Genomic DNA, 21,048 nt, shown 5'->3' on the forward strand with positions numbered 1-21,048 from the left:
CACCCAACTCCTAGTTTTTAACCAACAAAACTACGGCCTGAGCTTCAATCCCTTCGCCACGGCCGAGATATCCCAACTTCTCATTCGTCTTGGCCTTAACGTTCACCCGCTCGACCGGCAGGTTAAGGTCCGCGGCGATGTTAATCCGCATTGCTTCAATGTGAGGTGCGAGCTTAGGCGCCTGAGCAACCACACTACTGTCCACGTTAGCGATAGAAAATCCACCCGCCGTTACACGGGCAAAACACTCCCGCAGCAAAACCCGGCTATCCGCGCCGGCGAATTTAGCATCGGTATCGGAGAAATGACGCCCGATATCGCCCATTGCAGCAGCGCCAAAAATGGCATCGGTAATCGCATGCAGCAGCACATCCGCGTCCGAATGCCCGAGCAGGCCGCGTTCGTAAGGAATCGTCACCCCGCCAATAATCAACGGACGGCCCGGCACCAGCGCATGCACGTCATAGCCCTGCCCAATTCTGAAATCCATATGCGTCAAGTCCATTCATTTAAATTCGATTAACCGCTCAGGAAGCCGAAGCCGGCCGGGACAGAATCGCCTCGGCCAGATCGAAATCTTCCGGATAAGTGACCTTGAAGTTGCGCAAGCTCCCCTGCACCAACCTGGGCGCATGCCCCAGCCACTCGATCGCGCTCGCTTCGTCGGTCAAATCGTGACCGTCCGCCTGCGCGCGCAAAATGGCCTCGCGCAACATGCCGATGCGGAACATCTGGGGCGTCTGCGCCTGCCACAGGCCGTCGCGCGCCTCGGTGCGGGCAATCCGCCCGTCCGACGATCCGGCATCGATCCGCTTCAGGGTATCCGCAACCGGCAGCGCCATGATGCCGCCCACCGCGTCCTCCTTCAGCGCGGCGACCAGCGCGCGGATCAAGCCAGGCGTAATGCCGGGCCGCGCGGCGTCGTGCACCAGCACCCAGTCGTCGTCGTGCGCACCGAACTCGGCCAGCGCATGCAAGCCGTTCAGCACCGACGCCTGGCGCGAGGCCCCGCCGGCGCGCCGCACGGCAAAACGCAGCCCGCTGAAGCGGCGAGCGTCAAAGTGCTGGTCGTCCGGGGCAATGACGACCAGCGTTTGCGCAAACTCGCTGCAGGCGTCGAACGCCGCCAGCGAGTAATGCAACATGTCGCGACCGGCGACAGTGCGATATTGTTTGGGCATCGCGGCGCCGGAACGGCTGCCGGTGCCAGCGCACGGAATCAGGGCAAATAGACGGGAAGTCACGAGTGCGGATGCCGCGAAGTGAAAGTAAACGACGGATTTTATAATAGGTCCTTCGCATCTACGCCCCGACACGCGTAAACTTGCCGATCACGTGTGAGCCCGAGGCCGTCTTTTCTCTTCTATGCCAGACATCGCCGCATCATCGCAGTACTCCCCGCCCGTCGCGCTCGTCAAGACCGGCCAGCGTTTTGCCTTCGACGGCACGCACGGCTCGTCCGACGCGCTGCTGATCGCCCGCTACCATCTCGCCTATCGCGAGAAGGTGCCGTTGCTGGCCGTGGTCTGCGAAAGCGCCGTCGACGCGCAACGCTTGTCGCAGGAGATCAGCTTTTTCGCACCCGAGGCCCGGGTGCGTTTGCTGCCCGACTGGGAAACGCTGCCTTACGATACCTTTTCGCCTCACCAGGATCTGGTCTCCGAGCGCCTCGCCACGCTGCACGACCTCGGCGAAGGCCGCTGCGACATCCTGCTGGTGCCGGCCACCACCGCCTTGTACCGGATGCCGCCCGCGTCCTTCATGGCGGGCTACACGTTCTCCTTCTCGCAAGGCGAACGCCTGAACGAAGCCAAACTCAAGGCGCAATTGACCCTGGCCGGCTACGAGCACGTGAGCCAGGTGGTGCGTCCCGGCGAATACTGCGTGCGCGGCTCGCTGCTCGACCTCTTTCCGATGGGCTCGCCGCTGCCGTACCGGATCGACCTGTTCGACGACCAGGTGGACTCGATCCGTGCCTTCGACCCGGATACGCAGCGCAGCCTCTACCCGGTGAAAGAGGTGCGCCTGCTGCCCGGCCGCGAATTCCCCTTCGACGAGGCCGCCCGCACGGCCTTTCGCAGCCGCTGGCGTGAAACTTTCGAGGGCGATCCAAGCCGCGCGTCGATCTATAAGGACATCGGCAACAGCGTGCCTTCGGCGGGCATCGAATACTATCTGCCGCTCTTCTTCGACGAAACCGCCACGCTCTTCCACTATTTGCCCGAAGGCGCGCAACTGGCGTTCGTCGGCGATCTGGATGCGGCGATCAAGCGCTTCACCAACGACACCAGGCAGCGCTACAACTTCCTGTCGCACGATCGCGACCGGCCGATTCTGGAGCCGCAGCGTCTATTTCTCTCGGACGAGGATTTTTTCACGTTCGCCAAGCCGTTCGCGCGACTCGTCCTGCCGGCCAACGCGGGCGGCGGCTGGTCGACCCCGTTGCCGAATCTTGCGATCGACCGTCACGCGGAAGATCCGATTGCGGCCCTGCGCGCCTATCTGGACACCACCCCGAACCGCGTGCTGTTTGCCACTGAATCGGCCGGCCGGCGCGAAACGCTGTTGCAGTTGCTGGCCGACAATCATCTGCGACCGGCATCGAGCGACACCTTCCAGAGCTGGCTCGCCGGCGATACGCGTTTCTCGCTCGGCGTCGCCCCGTTGGCCAACGGTTTTGCCGTGCCCGCGGAGGGCATTGCGATCATCACCGAGACGGAGCTTTACGGGCCACTCGCGCGCCGCGCGGGCCGCCGCCGCCAGGAACAGGCGAGCAACGTCGATTCGATGGTGCGCGATCTGTCCGAGCTGAAGATCGGTGATCCGGTCGTGCATTCGCAGCACGGCATCGGCCGCTATATGGGCCTCGTCACGATGGATCTCGGCGAAGGCGAGACCGAATTCCTGCACCTGGAGTACGCGAGCGACAGCAAGCTCTACGTGCCGGTTGCGCAGTTGCACGTGATCTCGCGCTACAGCGGCGCGGATCCGGAAAGCGCGCCCTTGCATTCACTCGGCTCGGGCCAATGGGAAAAGGCCAAACGCAAAGCCGCGCAGCAGATCCGCGACACCGCGGCGGAACTGCTGAACCTGTACGCCCGTCGCGCGCTGCGTGAAGGCCACGCGTTCGCGCTCGAACCGAAAGACTATGTGAAGTTCGCCGAGAGTTTCGGCTTCGAGGAGACGCCGGATCAGGCCGCGGCGATTGCCGCAGTGATCGGCGATATGACGAGCGGCAAACCGATGGACCGCCTCGTGTGCGGCGACGTCGGTTTCGGCAAAACCGAGGTGGCGCTGCGTGCGGCGTTTATCGCGGTGATGGGCGGCAAGCAGGTCGCGCTGCTCTCGCCCACCACGCTGCTCGCCGAACAGCACACGCAAACCTTTAGCGACCGGTTCTCCGACTGGCCGGTGCGGATTGCCGAACTGTCGCGCTTCAAGTCGACCAAGGAAGTCAACGCGGCGATCCAGCAGATCAACGAAGGCACCGTCGATATCGTCATCGGCACGCACAAGCTGCTGTCCTCCGATGTGCAGTTCAAGCGGCTGGGGCTCGTGATCATCGACGAGGAACACCGGTTCGGCGTGCGTCAGAAAGAGGCGCTGAAAGCGTTGCGCGCCGAAGTCGACGTACTCACGCTCACCGCCACCCCGATCCCACGCACGCTCGGCATGGCGCTCGAAGGCCTGCGGGATTTCTCCGTGATCGCCACCGCGCCGCAAAAGCGCCTCGCGATCAAAACCTTCGTGCGTCGCGAAGAAGACAGCGTGATTCGCGAAGCCATGTTGCGCGAATTGAAGCGCGGCGGCCAGGTGTACTTCCTGCATAACGAAGTCGAGACGATCGAGAATCGCCGGCAGATGCTCGAAACGCTCGTGCCCGAAGCGCGCATTGCCGTCGCGCATGGTCAGATGCATGAGCGCGAACTCGAACGCGTGATGCGTGACTTCGTTGCCCAACGCGCGAACGTTCTGCTGTGCACGACGATTATCGAAACCGGTATCGACGTGCCGAGCGCCAACACGATCCTGATTCACCGTGCCGACAAGTTCGGTCTTGCGCAATTGCATCAGTTGCGTGGCCGGGTCGGTCGTTCGCACCACCAGGCGTACTCGTATCTGCTGGTGCATGACCCGCAAGGGCTGACCAAGCAGGCGCAGCGCCGCCTCGAAGCCATCCAGCAAATGGAGGAACTCGGTTCCGGCTTCTATCTCGCGATGCACGACCTCGAGATTCGCGGCACAGGCGAAGTGCTCGGCGACAAGCAATCGGGCGAAATCCAGGAGATCGGTTTCCAGCTCTATACCGACATGCTCAACGACGCCGTCAAGGCGCTCAAGGAAGGCAAGGAACCGGACCTCACCGCCCCGCTCGCGGCGACCACGGAAATCAATCTGCACGCCCCCGCCATTTTGCCGGCCGACTATTGCGGCGACGTGCAGGAACGCCTGTCGCTCTACAAGCGCCTCGCCAATTGCGAACACAACGATTCGATCGACAGCATTCAGGAAGAGTTGATCGATCGCTTCGGCAAGTTGCCGCCGCAGGCACACGCGCTCGTCGAGACACATCGTCTGCGATTGGCGGCCAAGCCTTTGGGCATTTCGAAAATCGACGCGGGCGAAGCCGTGATCGGCTTGCAGTTCATCCCCAATCCGCCGATCGACGCCATGCGGATCATCGAGATGGTGCAGAAACACAAGCACATCAAGCTCGCGGGCCAGGACAAGCTGCGCATCGAAACGCGCAGTCCGGATCTGGCCGTGCGTGTGGCGACGGTCAAGGAAACCTTGCGCGCGCTCGGCACGCCCAGTCGCGGCACCGCTGCCACGGCGGCGGCGCGCTAAGCTGTCGCTGGATGTTCACGCGCCGCTATCACGCCAACTTCGGCGTGCATAGCGGCGTCGCGACGGATACCCGCGCCGGCACATGAGCCTGATGCAAAAAAACGGGTACGTCTAGCCGTTTTTCGCTCATGCTGCGGTGCGCAAACGCGCTCCGCAGCATACGGGTGAAGGTTTTTTGGGTATGATCGAAAGACTCAAATGCTGGAGTCTTGTCATGTCACACGTCGCTGAATCAGCGCAGTCCTCGCAAACGCCCGCCACTGCATCGAATTCTTCCTCGCCTGCCTCGCTTCCCTGGGTCACCCGTCTCGTGTCGATGGACACGGTGAGCCGCAATCCGAATCTCGGCCTGATCGAAACCGTGCGCGACGAATTGCGCGCGGTCGGCATCGAAGCGACACTCACCCACGACGAAAGCGGCAAATGGGCCAATCTGTTTGCAACGATTCCGGCTCACGACGGCGAGACCAACGGCGGCGTGGTGCTGTCGGGCCATACCGACGTCGTGCCGGTGGACGGTCAGCAGTGGGACAGCGATCCGTTCAAGCCTGAAATTCGCGGCGATAAACTGTATGGCCGCGGCACCTGCGATATGAAAGGCTTCATCGGCGCCGCGCTTACGCTCTTGCCTGAGATGCAACGCACGAAGCTCGCCAAACCGATTCACTTCGCCCTGTCGTTCGACGAGGAAGTGGGTTGCGTGGGCGCACCCCTCCTGATCGCCGATCTTATGAAACGCGGCGTCAAGCCGGACGGCTGCATCGTCGGCGAGCCGACCAGCATGCGTCCGATCGTGGCGCACAAAGGCATCAACGCGTATCAGTGCTGCGTGCGCGGCCAGGCAGCGCATTCATCGCTTACGCCGAAGGGTCTGAATGCGATCGAATACGCCGCGCGCCTGATCTGCTACATCCGCGACATGGCCGATCAGTTTCGCGAGCAAGGCCCGTTCGACGAACTGTATGACGTGCCCTTCACCACCGCGCAAACCAGCACGATCGTCGGCGGCAATGCGATCAATACCGTGCCGGCCGAATGCAAATTCCAGTTCGAATTCCGCAATCTGCCCACGCTCGACCCCGAACCGATCTTCGCGCGGATCGATCAATACGCACGCGAAACGCTGCTGCCGAAAATGTTGCGCGAGCATCCATCCGGCGCCATCGAGATCACCAAAATCGCTGCGGCGCCCGGGCTCGATTCGTCTGAACAAGCGGCCATCACGCAACTCGTGCGCGCGCTGACCGCCGACCAGGACAAGCGCAAAGTCGCGTATGGCACTGAAGCCGGGTTGTTCTCGCTGGCCGGCATTCCGAGCATTGTGTGCGGCCCCGGCGACATCCAGCAGGCCCACAAGGCCAACGAATTCGTGGCGCTGGATCAGCTCGTGGCATGCGAACGTTTCCTGCAAAAATTCATTCACAGCATGTCGGTCGACGCCCACGCGCACTGAAACTGAGCGCGGCAAAAATAGTCTTAACCATACCGAGGAAAAACCTAACCACGCCATGTCAACCGCCACGCCGCAGCACACCGACCATACGATCGACGGTGAGCCGATCCCCACACTCGACGACATCGCCACGCAGCACTTTGCCCTGACACCGTGGGTGACACGAACGCCGGTGTTCGACCGGCTCGATTTTCCGTCGCTGGAAGGCACGGTGGTGAACTTCAAGTTCGAGTTGCTGCAGGCGGGCGGCAGCTTCAAGGCGCGCGGCGCGTTCACCAACCTGCTCGCGCTCGACGAAGCGCAACGCAGCGCGGGCGTTACCTGTGTTTCGGGCGGCAACCATGCCGTGGCGGTCGCCTACGCGGCAATGCGCCTTGGCATCAGCGCGAAGGTCGTGCTGTTTCGCGCGGCCAATCCGGCACGCGTAGCCTTGTGCCGGCAATATCGCGCAGAGATTGTGTTCGCGGAGAACATTGCCGAAGCATTCGAACTGGTGCGCCGTATCGAAGCGGAAGAAGGCCGCTACTTCGTGCACCCGTTCAATGGGTATCGCACGGTGCTGGGTTCGGCCACGCTGGGCTATGAATGGGCCACGCAAACGCCCGATCTCGAAGCGGTGATCGTGCCGATCGGCGGCGGCGGGCTCGCCGCCGGTGTGGCCACCGCCATGCGGCTCGCCAATCCCAAGGTGCACATCTACGGCGTCGAACCCGAAGGATCGGATGCGATGGGCAAAAGCTTTGCCGCCAATCACACGATCAAGATGGGCCACATGCACACCATTGCCGATTCACTCGCGTCGCCCCATACCGAGGAATACAGCTACGAGTTGTGCCGCCGTCATATCGACCGCCTCGTCACCGTCTCCGACGAGCAGTTGCGCGCGGCCATGCTGACCTTGTTCGGACAACTTAAGCTAGCTGTCGAACCAGCCTGCGCCGCGGCTACGGCAGCGCTGCTCGGGCCGCTGCGCGAAACACTGCAAGGCAAGCGCGTCGGCGTGCTGCTGTGCGGGACCAATACCGACCCGGTCAGTTTTGCCGCGCATATCGAACGGGCGCGCCACAGCCAGTCACAGTTTCCAGAATAGAGCCCATCCGCTCTTTCAGCTTTAGGGGACTAGCCTATCGCTCTCAGATTGGTATGATTCGATCATCGACTTCTGGGAGGAACATCTATGAGCATGATTAAGGAATTCAAGGAATTTGCCCTCAAAGGCAACGTAATGGATCTGGCTGTCGGGGTGATTATCGGCGGTGCATTTTCCACAATCGTCAATTCAATTGTTAAAGACCTGATCATGCCGGTTGTCGGCGTTGCTACCGGCGGCCTCGATTTCTCCAACAAATTCATTCGCCTCGGCGATATTCCGGCGAGTTTCAAAGGCAGTCCGGAATCGTATAAAGACTTGCAGACGGCAGGCGTGGCGGTGTTCGGTTATGGCTCGTTCATCACGGTGGCCATCAACTTCGTGATTCTCGCGTTCATCATTTTCCTGATGGTCAAGTTCATCAACAATCTGCGCAAACCGGCTGAAGCCGCACCGGCGGAACCGCCGCCAACGCCGGAAGATGTCGTGCTGCTGCGCGAGATCCGCGATTCGCTGAAGAACGCGCCGCCGCGTTAAGGTTTCCGCATCGAGCATTGGCACCGGTGCATTAGCCAGTGCACTAGCCGGTGCATTAGCCGGCGACAATGAAAAAGGCCTGTAGCGCGAAAATCGCCACAGGCCTTTTTTCTATCCTGCACGCCAGTTATCTCATCTCAATCGGGGCCGAATGTACAACTAGGCGCCCTTTGCGGCCGCATCCTTTTCGTCCTTATCTCCGCCTTCGCCCTTTTCCGCCTTCAGGTTCAGCGCGCTTTCAATCATCGTTTCGAGCTGGCCGAAATTGACGGGTTTAGTCAGATGTGAAGTAAAGCCCGCGCTCAGGCAACGGCGCACGTCTTCGTCGGTGCCGAAGCCGGTCAACGCAACCGCCGGCGCATCCGAATGCTCGCGGAACGCCTTGACGAAATCGAGACCGGTGCCATCCGGCAAGCCCACATCGCTGATCACCAGATCGAAGTTCTGCAACTGGGTGGCGGCCAACGCATCGTCAACCCGCCCCACCACGGTCACGTCGTGCCCCAGGCTGCGAATCAGCTGCGCCATCACCTCGGCGGTATCCACGTGGTCTTCGATCAGCAGGATGGTCAGCAAACCGGGCGGACGCACCTCATCGGGCGCGGCGACAGGCGTCAGCTCCTCCGGCGCGGCGGCCGTGGGCAGCGTGATCGTGAAGGTCGCGCCGCAGTGCGGCCCCGGACTCTGTGCGATCACCGTACCGCCGTGCACGTCGGTCAGCGCCTTGGTGATCGCGAGACCCAGGCCCAGGCCGCCGAATTGCCGCGTCATGTTCTGGTTGCCCTGCTCGAAGGCATTGAAAAGCTTGCCGATCTGCTCGGGCTCGATACCGATGCCCGTATCCTCGACCGAGATCTGCACGTGCATGCGTTCATCGTGCGTGCGCACGTAAATATGACCGCCGTCCGGTGTGAATTTGGCCGCGTTGCGGATCAGGTTCCACAACATCTGCTGCAGCCGTGCGCGATCGGCGAGCACGTAGTGTTGCTCGGCATTCTTGTGGACGTGCACATCCTGTTGCTTGACCTGGATCTCGCTGCGGAAGAGTTCGAGCACGCTGTCGATCACCTCATGCACGTCGACCGTTTCGAGCGACAGACGCAGCTTGCCATTCGCCACACGCGTGAGGTCGAGCAGATCGTCGATCAGACGCGCTTCGAGTTCGACGTTGCGGCGGATCATGCGCACGCTCGTGCGTGCCTGGTCGGGCAGACCCGGGATCATCTCCAGCACGCTGGCCCCCGCCAGCACCGGCGTGAGCGGTGTGCGCAATTCGTGCGACAGCATGGCGAGGAAGCGGTCTTTCGCACGATTGGCTTCTTCCGCGATCTGGCGAGCGGCCTGCTCCGAGGCGAGCAGGCGTTCGCGCTCCTCGATCGCCTCGCGCTGGGGATGAATATCCGTGCAACTGCCGAACCATTTGCTGATATTGCCCTCGGGGTCGCGCATGGCGACCGCACGGGCGTCGAACCAGCGATATTCGCCGTCATGGCGGCGAATCCGCAGTTCGTGCCGGTAATCGCCGGCGCCGTCCGTCACCGCCTTGAGCCAGGTCCGGCGAATCTCTTCACGATCGTCGGGATGCACCGCTTCGAGCCATGCGAGGCCATACGAACTGCTTTCCGACAATCCCGTGTAGTCGAACCACTGCTTCGACAGGAAATCGCAATCGCCCGCGGCGTTGCAGGTCAGCACGAGGTGCGGCAACGCCTCCGACAAGGTCCGGTAATGCTGTTCGCGGTCACGCAACAGCAAGGCTTCAGCCGACGCCTTTTGCAGACGCACCTGGGAAAGCACGCGCTCCACGGCTTCCGGCAGGTAATCGAGGTAATCGCCGGATTTCGGCACCACGTCGGACACGCCCGCGCGTAACGCTTCGATCACGCGCGATTCGTCAGTGAAACCGGTCACGAGGATGGCAGGAATCCGCACACCTTCGGCCCGCAAACGGCGAAAGAAGTCGAGGCCGGTTTCGGGCCCGCTCAACTGGTAGTCGAGCACCAGCAGGTCGGGCGCGCCGGCAGCAAGCCGCTCGCGGGCCGTGTCGACACCGGCGCAGATGGCAACCCGGCAGCCGGCGCGTTCGAGCGATTTGCGCGCGAGCCGCAGGATGCCTTCGTCGTCATCGACGACCAGCACATATGCGGCAGGTTGCGTGGACACTTCTTCGGTCATGCGGAGTCTTCTTTCGCTAGGTCTGATAGGGCTATCTTGTCATGAGCCGCTTTCGGCGCGCCTTCACCTGCGCCTTCCGTTAAGGCGCGCCCAGCCGGTGGCCCGCCGGCAGCTTGACGACTTGCAGGAAGAAGCCGAGACGGCGCACGGCTTCGATGAAGGCGTCGTATTCGACCGGCTTGGTGATATAGACATTGCAGCCGAGTTCGTAACAGCGTTCGATTTCGCGCGGATCGTCGGTCGTGGTCAGCACGATCACCGGCACCGCGGCTGTCTGCGGCGAATCCTTCAGACGCCGCAATACCTCGAAGCCATCCACCCGCGGCATCTTCAGATCGAGCAGCACGACGAAATTCGTCAAATCCTCCCGAGGCGGGTAAGGACTGGCCGCAGCGTCCGCGGGCGCCGGGCCGAAGAAGTAATCGAGTGCCTGCTGGCCATCGCGAAAGCGCACGAAGCCGTTTGAAACACCGGCACGGCGCAAATTGCGCTCGACCAGCGTGGCGTGGCCGTCGTCGTCCTCGATCAGCACAATGCTGACCGTTTCCCCGTGACTCATATGCCCTCCGGGCTGACAATCCGTTTTTGCATCATGTTTTAGCTATCCCCGCCTTTTTTCCCGATGCCTGCCCTGATTCAATTGCGCGCGGGCTGTTCCGGCAGCACGACGAAAAAGGTCGATCCCGCCCCTTCCGCGGACTCGACCCAGATGCGCCCGCCATGCCGTTCCACCATGCGCCGCACCACGGCGAGGCCCACGCCGTCTCCGTTCGCGACGTCGCCGTGCAAGCGCTGAAAGGCCCGGAACACCTTCGACATATACGCCGCCGGAATGCCGAGGCCGTTGTCACGCACATAATAAGTGCGCGTGCGTAACGCGCGCGGTTCCGTCTCGTCGACCGGTTCCGGCTCCAGCGCGCCGATCTCGATGCGCCCGCTACGCGCCGGATCGAGATAATTGAGCGCATTACCGACCAGGTTGCTGAAAATCTGCTCGATCGCACCCGGGTCGCCCCACGCCGGCGGCAATTCGCGCACGGTGACCACGGTCGCCCGCTGGTTGATCACGCCCTGCAACGCCTCGACCACCCGTCCCACCACGCGTCCGACACTGACCCGCTGCCATTGGTATTCAAGCCGGCCGGCACGCGAAATTCGCAAGAGCGCGTCAATGATCGCCGCCGCCTGCGTTACCGCGGCGCGCAGATATTGCAGAGACTCGCGCACGTCGCCGTCAAGGATATGCACCATCCGCCGATGCTCGGACTCCGGCAGATTCGCCGCCTCGACGATGCTGTCCAGTTCGTCGCACGACACCTGCAATTCTTTCGAAAAGCCCTGCAGATTCACCAGCGGCGAGCGCAGATCGTGCGATACGCTGTAGATGAACATTTCGTTGTCTTGCGTCTCCTGGCGCAGCGCTTCATTCACACCGGCCAGCTCCCGCGCGCGCGCCTCGAGCCGCGCTTTCAGCAGGGTCTGCTCGCCTTCGGCCTCGCGCAGGCGTGCACCCGTCTGATGCAGCACCGCGTCGAGCGCGGCAATTTCGTCGCTGCCGGACAGTGGCGGAGCCAGCTCCCAGCCGCGGCCCAGACGTTCGGCGTTGCCCGTCAACACTTCCAGACGCCGGCCGATACTACGCGCAAACACCACCGCGGTGACCGCCCAGATCAGCATCGACCCCAGCACGGCGGCGATCAGCGCGTACTGCTGGCGTTCATGGCGCCGTGTCAGGGCCGCGGATCGCTCGGCGTCGAGCCGCGAGGCTTCGCTGCTGAATTCGGCGAGCTGGTCGCGAAACAACGCGATCTGCGAAGGCAGCGCGCCAGTATCCTGCGCCGCAAACGAACTCACGTTGTGTCCGGCGCGCAGCGCCTGCGCGATCACGTTAGCCTGCTCGCGATACGCCTCGATCGCATGTTGCATTCTGCGTACGCGTTCGGCCTGCTGCGGCGTATCGGCCACCAGCGTTTCGAGGTTCGAAAGGCGGTCGCCGAGATCGACCCAAACGGTATGACGGTCGATAAACGACGGATCGCCGACGACCATACCCGTGCGGACCCGCGCGGCCTGACGCAGCAGCGGATCGACAATGGCCGACGACTGATAAAGGATCTGCTTGCTGTTGCTGACCCACTGCGCGGCCTGCGCCGTTTGCTCCTGGGTATCGAAGAGGACGCCCAGAAGCGCCAGCTCGACCACGCTCGGCACTGCAATCAGCAGCAGACCCTTGGTGAATAGTTTCATGTTCGCCCGAAGGGTCGTTCAAGCCGCGGCGTGCCTGCCGGTCGTGCATCGACCACGCGCGTCGCCGCGCCGCGCGGGCGGCCCGTTGCGATGCGGGATTGGCGAGCACGCCACGGTGCAGCCGGACGGGCCATTATCGACGTGAATGTGAGATATTTCAACGTAGTGACTGGATGCGCTCGCCCACACAAAAATGACTTTTTTATTGATACAGGATGTTTTTTCGGCGGCGCCTGAGTCTATGATGGAGACAGATGTGCTGGGAAGCGAAAGCGCGCGGCGAGGCGGTTCGGCATGATTCGTGCGGGAGGCGGTGGGACGGCGTAGACGTCGAATCACCGTGAATCCGGCCTTGTCGTATGCTATAAAAGATCGACGTGCGGCGCGCGAAGCCGGGAGTTGTCGCATGAGGACGCTGCGTTTCTTGCAATTCTTTTTCAGGCGAATTTTTATGTCCTTCCCGAAAAAGCGTAGACGCGCGAAGGTGGACGGCGACGAGTCGTTCCTCGCGGTACTACGGCATTTCAAGCCGTTCGGTCAGCTCGACACCAAAATTGCCCGCGCCCGCGCGCAAGACGAGCCGGTGCTCTATGCGCATGTGCTGCCCGGGCTCGACGTTCTGCTCTGCAGCGTACGAGGCGCGCAACCGCCCTATCCCGCGCCTGCGGAATTGCGGCGGCGTTGCATCGAATCCATTACCAATGCACTGGAGCAGCCGCTGGATGGGCTCGAAAACGGCGGGTACTGGTATGAAGCCGACGGCTTCGGCTTTCTGGTCTTTGCCAGCCGGGCTCGGGGCAAGATCCTGACGGAGTTTGGCGCCACCCGCGTTGGCGGCGCCCGGCGCGGGGTTCGCCGGCAGGATGCCGCGGGAGATGCCGCACCGCGCTCGCTCAGGTAGTTCTTTCCTTCCCTTATCGGCGCCAGCGTTTTCAGCCACGCGGCGCCGATTCCCCGTCTTTCTCTTTCTTTTCCTCTTTTGCCGTGGCACGCGCCGCTTGCGCGATGCTCACGCCCAACGGCCGCGGGGCTCGGCAAAAAGCCTCAACTCCCTTTGTATTCGGCTGCCGTGGCCGGCGGCATGACGGCTGGCGCAGGCTTCTTGCCGGCCGCAGCCGGCGAATGCGCGTCCGTTGAGGGCTTGTTCACAGGGGCACCGTCGAGGGAAATAGCCGGTTTGGGTTGTTGCTTCATGCCCGGCGGCGGCGCGCTCGGCGCCTGACGAACCTGCGAGAGCAACTGCGCGCACGGCAGCGGCTTGTTATTGCTAGGCGCGAGCAGCGGAATCAGCGCCGCAAACGGATTGATCAGACCGAGCCCGATCGCGGCGCCCCCTCGCAGCGCCAGCGCGGCGGCATTCACCCCCACGTGCGGATCCTTGAACGTTCCCTTCACATACAGCGGCGAGCGCAGCGAAAACACCCGGAAGCCCTTGGTATGCGGATGCACGCCAAGATCCATCGACTCGTCGCGCAAATTCACATTGCCGTCGATGTCGATCACCGCGTCGTCCGTGTCGAGCGCGAAGACACGCGAATCCAGCACGCCGTTGGTCGCGACAAAATCCGCCGCCGCGCAGTTGATCTTCACGTCGCGATTGCCAAACAGTTTTTCGTAGACCACGTTAGCGACGTTCAGGCCCGCGGCTTCCATCAGCAGGCGACTCACCGTCCCGTCGGTCACCAGGGCCTTCACCTCGCCGTTCGAAGTCGCTGCCAACGCCGCCGGCGAATTGCCTGTCGCGCTCAACGCGGCGTCGCCGTTGATTTCACCGAGTGCGTTCTGCATCGTCTTGAAGTTCGGGAACAACTGCTTGAGCTTCAGATGCCGCGCCGAGGTCGCGAAGCGGCCCTTCAACGGTGTCGTGCTGCCATCCAGATGAATATCCGATGACAGCGAGCCGCCGGCCACGCCGAACTTCAGCGGTTCGAGCGACAGCACGCCATCGGTCATCACGACGTGTGTGTACAAGTCCGTGATCGGCAGGTTGACGTCCTTGACGATGCGGCGCCCGGTGAACTTCACGTCGGCGTCGATCGCTTTCCAGCGGTCGGTGCGAAACTCTTCCACGGGCAGCACCTTATTGCCGGGTTGGGCCGTCGCGTCGCCGCGCTTCGCCTTGCTGGCCTTCGAGTCCGCGCCGATGATCGGCGCCAGATCGGCGAATTGCAGCAGATGCGACACCAGTTCGCCCTGCAACAGCGGACGAGGCTCACGTGCCGTGTAGCTCAACGAGCCATTCAGATCGCTGCCGCCCACCCGTCCCGTGAAATTCTCATACGTGAAGACGTTGCCGCTGGACTTGAACTGACCGATCAGGCGTCCCTCGGTCGCATACGGGGGCGTGTCGGGCAAGGTCACGCCGGTCAGCGAATACAGGCGCGCGAGGCTGTTGCCTTGCAGCCAGAGGCGTAAATCGACCGCGGCAAGATGCGCCGGATCGGTGATCGTGCCCACCAGGCCGACGCGCAGATCGCCTGCCTTCACATCGGCCTGCACCGGGAACGGACGTTTTGCGTCCTGCAACGCCAGCACGCCGCCGACCTTGCCGCTGCCGGACACCGGCGTCTTGTTGTAGAACCCCTTGACGGTCCAACCAATCGCGTAAGTCGGGATCGCCGGTTTCGCGCCGTTCGCCGTGCCTGCGGCGCTGCCGCCCGAGGCCACCGCGGCACCGCTGGCCGACACCCCTGTTGCTGCGCTTGCTGTGCTGGCTGCGGCGCTCGCGCCATTCGTACTACTTGCGCCATTCGGAGCACTTGCAACCAGCGCGCCCGAGGTGCCATTCGCCGCGCTCGCGCCCGAAGCAGTAGCCGCCGTCGACGACGCAGCATCGGCAGCCGCCGCGGAGGCCGCCGCAGCTTCCGATGCGGCCTGCGCATTCGCCTGGGCGGCCAACTTGCCGGCGCCCGCCTTGCCAACTGTCTCCGCCGATGCGGTGCGCGACGCCGCCTCCTGCTGCTTCATCACCTCGCCGATCGGAATCGGCTGGCCCAATGTATCGACGGCGACCTGCACCTCGACCTTCTTCTGCTGGTCGGACAAGGCGACGTTGCCTTTGGCAAACGCGATGTCGTGCAGATCGAGCCGCCATTCGGAAGGCCCGCTGGACGACGCCAGTTTGAAGGTCCAGTTGTTGCGTCCGTCGAGCAGTCGTTCGAGATCGACCGACGGATTCACGAGATTGATCGCGGGAATCACGATGTCGTGCGCGAGCAGCGGCAGCACCATGACCTCGAAGTCGATTTCATCGAGCGTCGCGAAGTGCGGCTGTTTGGCCCAGTCGGGATTGCCTATCGTGATATTGGCCGCCGAAAAACGCGGCCAGGGCACCCAGCCGCGCCAGCCGGTCTCGCCGACCGGATGCCGCCAGCCGACTTTCAGATCGCCGTTGATCGCGAACGGCCGGCCGATCGCCTGCGTGACCTTGTCGTCGATGTAAGGCCGCGCGCGGTTCCAGTCAAAGGTCAGAATGAAAATTGCCAGCGCGACAATCAGAATGACGATGATCGCCAGCAGCCATGCGATGATTTTTCCTATCCGCCTTCCAATCGTGCTCGACACCGCCATTGAGAAACTCCGCCTTTGTTCTTTGTTGTGCTTCAGGCAGCATGTATCGTGCCTGGTAATATTGCCTTAAGGGTGCCGTTTTATCATGCCGCAGCGTCCGCGGGCGAGTTATCTCGCGGCTTAACTCGTGGCTTACCTGTCACGCAAAATGTCAATGCGCGTCAATGCATGTCATGGCACCCCTGAATTCACGCAAAAATTCACCCACGGCCCAACCATGACCGATGTTCCCTTCGTCCTCGCCGACGGTATCGTCCGGCGCGATGCCTTGCGCGGACAAACTCTGCTGCACCCCACCACCTTCGCCCTGCACGCCAGCGACCGCGTCGCCGTCACCGGGCCGTCGGGTTCGGGCAAAAGCGTGTTTCTGCGAGCCCTTGCCCTGCTCGATCCGCTCGATGCCGGACGCATCATGTGGCACGGCGCGCCGGTCGAACGCGCAGCCATTCCGGGTTACCGGCGCAACGTCGCGTATATCCGGCAGCGGCCCGCGCTGCTGGATGGCAGCGTCGAGGACAATCTGCGATATCCGTACGAACTGCGCACCTATCGCGACGTGCGCTTCGATCGCGCACGCGCCGCGAGCCTCGCCGCTCAGGCAGGCCGCGGCAACGACTTTCTGGACAAACGCGCGAGCGAATTGTCCGGTGGAGAGGCGCAGATCACCGCGCTGATCCGCGTGCTGCAACTTGCTCCCGAGGTGCTGTTGCTGGACGAACCCACCGCTTCGCTCGACCCGGAATCGTCCCACGCAATCGAAGCGCTGGTGCATGCATGGTTCGCCGCCGATCCCGCCCGGCATGCATCGATGTGGGTATCGCACGACCCGGCGCAAGCCGCGCGCATGAGCGTGCGGCACCTCACGATGCGCGCCGGCGTGCTCGACGAATCCGTGGCGACGCCAGTGCAGCAGGAGCTCGGCCAATGACCTTGCAAAACCTCAGTCTCTGGGACGTCGCGATTGCCGCACTGCTGATCGTGGTGAACGGCGTGGTGTCGGTGGCGCTCAAACTGGACCTCGAACGCAAGCTCGCGTGGGCCGCGGTCCGCACCGTCGTGCAGTTGCTGGCGATCGGCTATGTGCTCGGCTGGGTGTTCCGTTACGACCGCTGGTTCGTGGTGCTGCCCTTGATGGTCCTGATGACGCTGATCGCCGGTTTCGCGGGCGCACAGCGCGGCAACCGCACCTACGCGGGCCAGCGTGCGGATAGTGTGCTGTCGATCTGGGTCAGTTCGTGGCTGGTGGGCGCGGTGGGCCTCTTCGTCGTGATCCGCATTCACCCGTGGTATGAGCCGCAGTATGCAATTCCGATTCTCGGCATGATCCTCGGCAATACGTTGACCGGCGTGTCGCTCGGCATCGAGCGGATGACCGAGGAACTGACCGCGCGGCGTGACCGTGTGGACATGGCGCTCGCGCTCGGCGCAACCCGCTGGGAAGCGGCGCAGGCGCCGGCGCGCCAGGCGGTGCGCGCGGGTATGATGCCCACGCTGAATCAGATGGCCGTGGTCGGCGTGGTGAGTTTGCCGGGCATGATGACCGGGCAGGTGCTGGCCGGACAGTCGCCATTGCAGGCCGTGCGCTATCAGATCGTGATCATGTTCCTGATCGCGGCCGCGTCGGCTCTCGGCACGGTGGGCGCCGTGCTGCTCACCTATCGGCGGCTTTTCTCGGCGGAGCACCGGTTTCTGTCGGCACGGCTGGTGGAGCGGGCGGTGAAGCAGCGTTGAGGCGGCAAAGCGGCGGCAAAGGGGCGGCAAAGAGGCGCGCCGCCGCACCCATATCACGCACCGTTCAGCGCGCGCCCGTCAACGTTTCGCAGTGACCGCCAGTTCGGTGCCGTCATTGAGTGTCAGCGTTTTCGTCGTGCCATTGGTCGGCATCGTAAAACGCAGAATCTGGCTGACGCTCACCTCGTTCGGACACTTGAGCGTTTTGCCGCCACTCGTCACGGTCTTCACGCCATGCGGCGTCTGCGCCTGAAAGCTCAATTGCACGGACGCCGTGCCGTCGCCGGCGACCACCGGCGCAAAGCGGATCTGCGTTTGACGAATCATCGCGCCGTTGGAATCGGTCGGGAGCGACGAATAATTCGGGCAGCTCTCCGCGGCGGGTACGGGACCGCCCGGCGGCACGGTTTTCCACGTGAAGTCGTCCGATTCGCCGGAGCGGATCGTGCGGGTTTCCTGTGAGTTGCCGAACTGTTTCGACGTAACGCGAACCGTGTAACGGATCGGACCGTCGAGGGCCGACTGTGACGTCACCGTGATCGGCGTGGCGGCGTGAGCCGCCGTCGCGAGCATGCCGGGCGCAAGCGCGCATGCGAGAGAAGCAACAACTGAAACGGCGGAGAGTTTGAAGCTGGAGCTCATACTGTCACCTCGTTGTTGTACCGCTGCGCGCCCGCTCAAGCGCTACTGCCGATACACCGCCTGACCGAAACCCGATTGATGCCGGGTCCGCGAGACACGCAACTGTTTTAGCATGATGCCCCACCAGTCTACCGCCAAGCGGCGCCGCGCGCGCCTCATCCGAATCGGGTATTACCCCGCTTGCAATGAGACGTTTTCTGCGCGCGCGATCTGACAGAACCGCTCAACTCCGGGAAAACCTGCCCGGTTCAGAAACCTGTCAGCACCAGCTTGCCGATCGCGCGCCCCTCCTCGAGCAGCCGATGCGCCCGGCGCAGATTCTCCGCGTTGATCTTGCCGAGTTCCTGACCGACCGTGGTGCGCAATGTGACCGCATCGACCAGACGCGCCACTTCGGTCAGCAGCTTATGCTGCTCGATCATGTCGGGCGTGCCGAACATGGAACGCGTGAACATGAACTCCCAGTGGAACGCGGCGCTTTTCGCCTTCAATAATTCGACCGGCAGCGGCTGGCTATTCTCGACGATCGTGCAAATGCCGCCCTGCGGTTTGAGCACTTCGGCGGCGGCCGGGAAATTCCGGTCGGTATCGTTGAAGATCAGCACATAATCGACCTGCTCGATGCCGAGTTTTTTCAACTGCGCGGGCATATCGCCGAAGTGATCGACGATATGATCCGCGCCCAGCTCGGTCGCCCACTTCGCCGATTCGGGACGCGAGGCGGTCGCGACCACCTTCAGCTTCGCCAGTTGTTTGGCCAGTTGAATGCCGATCGAGCCGACCCCTCCCGCCCCGCCGATGATGAGCACCGTGCGGCCTTCGTCCGCGCCTTGCGGCGAGACCCCGAGGCGATCGAAGAGCGCCTCCCAGGCGGTGATCGCGGTCAGCGGCAACGCGGCTGCGTGCGTGAAATCGAGCGACGCCGGCTTGCGCCCGACAATGCGCTCGTCGACCAGATGGAACTCGCTATTCGCACCTGGCCGCGTGATGCTGCCCGCATAGAAAACCGGATCGCCGACCTTGAACAGCGTCACGTCCGGCCCGACCGCCACCACCGTGCCGGCGGCATCCCAGCCGAGCACGCGCGGCGTTTTCTCGACGGTGTCTTTCGGCGCGCGCACCTTGTAGTCGACCGGGTTGACGGAGATAGCTTCGACCTTCACCAGCAAATCGCGGCCGCTGGCTTCGGGTTGGGGGATCTCGACGTCGACCAGAGACTCGGCTTGATCGATCGGCAAATAGCGATAGAGACCTACGGCTTTCATCACAACTCCTGTCGTTTCAAATGAGGTTAAGAGACCGGCGATCGATTGCTGGCGGCGCCTTACCGCCGTGACTGCCAATCGACCGCATTGACGTCATGCTAAGGCGGTTCTTATTCTCATAAAAGCGCCATAATGACTGAAACATCTTTTTGGATTTCAGAAGAATGGCCCATTCTGATGACCCGGCACAACCCGCCGCCAAAGCCAGCGTGAACCCGCGACACAACGAGCGTGAGCGGCTCGATCTGCTCGACGTCGCCCTATTCGTGCGAGCCGCCCTGCTCGCCAACGTGTCGGCGGCCGGCCGCGAATTCGGCCTGTCGGCGGCGGTGGCCAGTTCGCGCATCGCGCAACTGGAAAAGCGCCTTGGCGCGCGGCTGCTGCACCGGACCACTCGCCGCATCAGTCTCACGCAGGATGGCGAGGTGTTCATGAGCCGCGCCCAGACGCTGCTCGACGCGGCCGATGCCGCCCGCGCTTCGGTGGGACGCGCGCAGGCCGAGCCGCAGGGGCGCTTGCGAGTCTCCATGCCGTCGTCGTTCGGGCGGCAGCATGTGTCGCCGGTGATCAGCGAATTTCTGCGCCGCTATCCCGGCGTGAGCGTCGATCTACGGCTGACGGATCAACTGGTCGATCTGGTCGACGCCGGTATCGACGTCGCAATCCGCGTCGGCGTGCTCAAGGATTCGTCGCTGGTGGCGCGGCGCCTCGCCGTGAACCGGCGCGTGCTGTGCGCCGCCCCCGCCTACCTCGCTGCGCGTGGCACGCCGCACCATCCTTCGGACCTCGCCCGGCACGAATGCATGATCCTGTCCGACCAGCGCGACTGGGCCTTCGTCACGCCCACCGGCCCGCTCGAAGTGCGGGTGAGCGGACGCCTCGTCGTCGACAACGGTGAAGTCATTCGCGACGCGTTGCTGGCCGGGTTCGGCATCGCGCTCAAATCGACCTGGGATGTGGCGCCCTACCTGCGTAGCGGTGAACTGGTGAGCGTACTCGACGCCTATCCGCTCGCGGAGCAGGTAGCGATCTGGGCGGTCTGTCCGAGCCGTGCGTTCGTGCCACCGAGGACACTCGCATTCATCGAGTTCCTCGCCGCGCATTTCGGCGATCCGCCGTATTGGGATGTGGAACCGGAGTGAGCCGCTCCGCTCAACGCGCGTGGCGCACCGTCAGTGCTAGCCGCGCCCGCCACCGCCGGTTTTGTGATCGGAGTTGACGTCCGCGTGCGAGTCGTTCTGGGTTTTCTGCTGATACTCGTCGCCGCCGCGGCGGTCCGTGTCCTTCAGGCCGCGCTCGATATCGCTATGCGCCTGCTTGCCGACGCCGCGCGGACCGCCTTCATGCTGCGACTCCGGATCCTGATCGGCCTCGTGCGGCAACGGTGCCGACGCCTCCTCGAGAGGACGCTTCTTCGTGTGCGGATCGGCCTGCTTGTCGCCGTCGGATGATTGCGGTGAGGTCTTCATGGTTTGCTCCTTTTTCAGGTT

17 protein-coding genes are annotated in these 21,048 nt (G+C 63.1%); 8 read left to right on the forward strand and 9 right to left on the reverse strand.

Annotated features, from left to right (window positions below; all coding sequences use genetic code 11):
- Positions 1–10: 10 nt before the first annotated feature.
- The gene (ispF, locus tag AC57B6_RS14500) at positions 11–490 is read right to left on the reverse strand and encodes a 2-C-methyl-D-erythritol 2,4-cyclodiphosphate synthase (protein ID WP_496421581.1); all 480 of its coding nucleotides are present in this window, start codon (positions 488–490) and stop codon (positions 11–13) included.
- Between the two features lie 37 nt (positions 491–527).
- Positions 528–1,244, reverse strand: coding sequence for a 2-C-methyl-D-erythritol 4-phosphate cytidylyltransferase (ispD, locus tag AC57B6_RS14505; protein WP_028196602.1), 717 nt, complete (start codon positions 1,242–1,244; stop codon positions 528–530).
- Between the two features lie 121 nt (positions 1,245–1,365).
- Between ispD and mfd the strand changes: the two genes are divergently transcribed.
- From mfd to mscL, 4 genes are all read left to right on the forward strand, one after another.
- A complete protein-coding gene (gene mfd, locus AC57B6_RS14510; protein WP_028196603.1) occupies positions 1,366–4,848 on the forward strand; it encodes a transcription-repair coupling factor in 3,483 nt (1,160 codons plus the stop codon).
- Positions 4,849–5,062: 214 nt separating this feature from the next.
- Entirely contained in the window at positions 5,063–6,301 is a 1,239-nt protein-coding gene (argE, locus tag AC57B6_RS14515) for an acetylornithine deacetylase (protein ID WP_028196604.1), read from the forward strand.
- Positions 6,302–6,356: 55 nt separating this feature from the next.
- Positions 6,357–7,391: a threonine/serine dehydratase family protein gene (locus AC57B6_RS14520; protein ID WP_028196605.1), complete on the forward strand. Its 1,035-nt coding sequence runs from the start codon at positions 6,357–6,359 to the stop codon at positions 7,389–7,391.
- Between the two features lie 87 nt (positions 7,392–7,478).
- The gene (gene mscL, locus AC57B6_RS14525) at positions 7,479–7,928 is read left to right on the forward strand and encodes a large conductance mechanosensitive channel protein MscL (protein ID WP_028196606.1); all 450 of its coding nucleotides are present in this window, start codon (positions 7,479–7,481) and stop codon (positions 7,926–7,928) included.
- A gap of 159 nt (positions 7,929–8,087) precedes the next feature.
- On the opposite strand, the gene AC57B6_RS14530 is transcribed toward mscL, so the two are convergent.
- The 3 genes from AC57B6_RS14530 to AC57B6_RS14540 all read right to left on the reverse strand — a co-directional run bounded on the left by AC57B6_RS14530 (position 8,088) and on the right by AC57B6_RS14540 (position 12,350).
- Entirely contained in the window at positions 8,088–10,103 is a 2,016-nt protein-coding gene (locus AC57B6_RS14530; RefSeq protein WP_051743565.1) for a hybrid sensor histidine kinase/response regulator, read from the reverse strand.
- A gap of 79 nt (positions 10,104–10,182) precedes the next feature.
- Positions 10,183–10,662, reverse strand: coding sequence for a response regulator (locus tag AC57B6_RS14535; protein WP_028196607.1), 480 nt, complete (start codon positions 10,660–10,662; stop codon positions 10,183–10,185).
- A gap of 77 nt (positions 10,663–10,739) precedes the next feature.
- Positions 10,740–12,350, reverse strand: coding sequence for a sensor histidine kinase (locus AC57B6_RS14540; protein WP_406867130.1), 1,611 nt, complete (start codon positions 12,348–12,350; stop codon positions 10,740–10,742).
- 406 nt (positions 12,351–12,756) lie between these two features.
- Between AC57B6_RS14540 and AC57B6_RS14545 the strand changes: the two genes are divergently transcribed.
- Complete coding sequence (locus AC57B6_RS14545; protein WP_028196609.1) at positions 12,757–13,251, forward strand: hypothetical protein; 495 nt, start codon at positions 12,757–12,759, stop codon at positions 13,249–13,251.
- A 143-nt stretch (positions 13,252–13,394) separates the two neighbouring features.
- Here AC57B6_RS14545 and AC57B6_RS14550 read toward each other — a convergent pair whose 3' ends face one another.
- Positions 13,395–15,920 carry an AsmA family protein gene (locus AC57B6_RS14550; protein WP_496421582.1) on the reverse strand — a complete coding sequence of 842 codons (2,526 nt, stop codon included), beginning with the start codon at positions 15,918–15,920 and terminating at the stop codon, positions 13,395–13,397.
- A 217-nt stretch (positions 15,921–16,137) separates the two neighbouring features.
- Between AC57B6_RS14550 and AC57B6_RS14555 the strand changes: the two genes are divergently transcribed.
- Both AC57B6_RS14555 and AC57B6_RS14560 read left to right on the forward strand, forming a co-directional pair.
- Entirely contained in the window at positions 16,138–16,848 is a 711-nt protein-coding gene (locus AC57B6_RS14555; protein WP_144195675.1) for an ATP-binding cassette domain-containing protein, read from the forward strand.
- A complete protein-coding gene (locus AC57B6_RS14560) occupies positions 16,845–17,651 on the forward strand; it encodes an ABC transporter permease (protein ID WP_030103123.1) in 807 nt (268 codons plus the stop codon). The genes AC57B6_RS14555 and AC57B6_RS14560 overlap by 4 nt, the downstream gene beginning before the upstream one ends.
- 78 nt (positions 17,652–17,729) lie before the next feature.
- Here AC57B6_RS14560 and AC57B6_RS14565 read toward each other — a convergent pair whose 3' ends face one another.
- Positions 17,730–18,293 (reverse strand): DUF6013 family protein, encoded by a 564-nt coding sequence (locus tag AC57B6_RS14565; RefSeq protein WP_046569162.1) that lies wholly within the window; start codon positions 18,291–18,293, stop codon positions 17,730–17,732.
- A 248-nt stretch (positions 18,294–18,541) separates the two neighbouring features.
- Positions 18,542–19,558: a zinc-binding alcohol dehydrogenase family protein gene (locus tag AC57B6_RS14570; protein ID WP_496421583.1), complete on the reverse strand. Its 1,017-nt coding sequence runs from the start codon at positions 19,556–19,558 to the stop codon at positions 18,542–18,544.
- A 164-nt stretch (positions 19,559–19,722) separates the two neighbouring features.
- On the opposite strand from AC57B6_RS14570, the gene AC57B6_RS14575 reads away from it, so the two are divergent.
- Complete coding sequence (locus AC57B6_RS14575) at positions 19,723–20,700, forward strand: LysR family transcriptional regulator (protein ID WP_496421584.1); 978 nt, start codon at positions 19,723–19,725, stop codon at positions 20,698–20,700.
- Positions 20,701–20,736: 36 nt separating this feature from the next.
- Here the strand turns inward: AC57B6_RS14575 and AC57B6_RS14580 are convergent, their stop codons facing one another.
- On the reverse strand, positions 20,737–21,027 hold the full coding sequence (locus tag AC57B6_RS14580; RefSeq protein WP_028196615.1) for a hypothetical protein: 291 nt from the start codon (positions 21,025–21,027) through the stop codon (positions 20,737–20,739).
- Positions 21,028–21,048: the final 21 nt, after the last annotated feature.

This window comes from Paraburkholderia sp. BGA-UO-ETr-F12 (genome assembly GCF_059567945.1).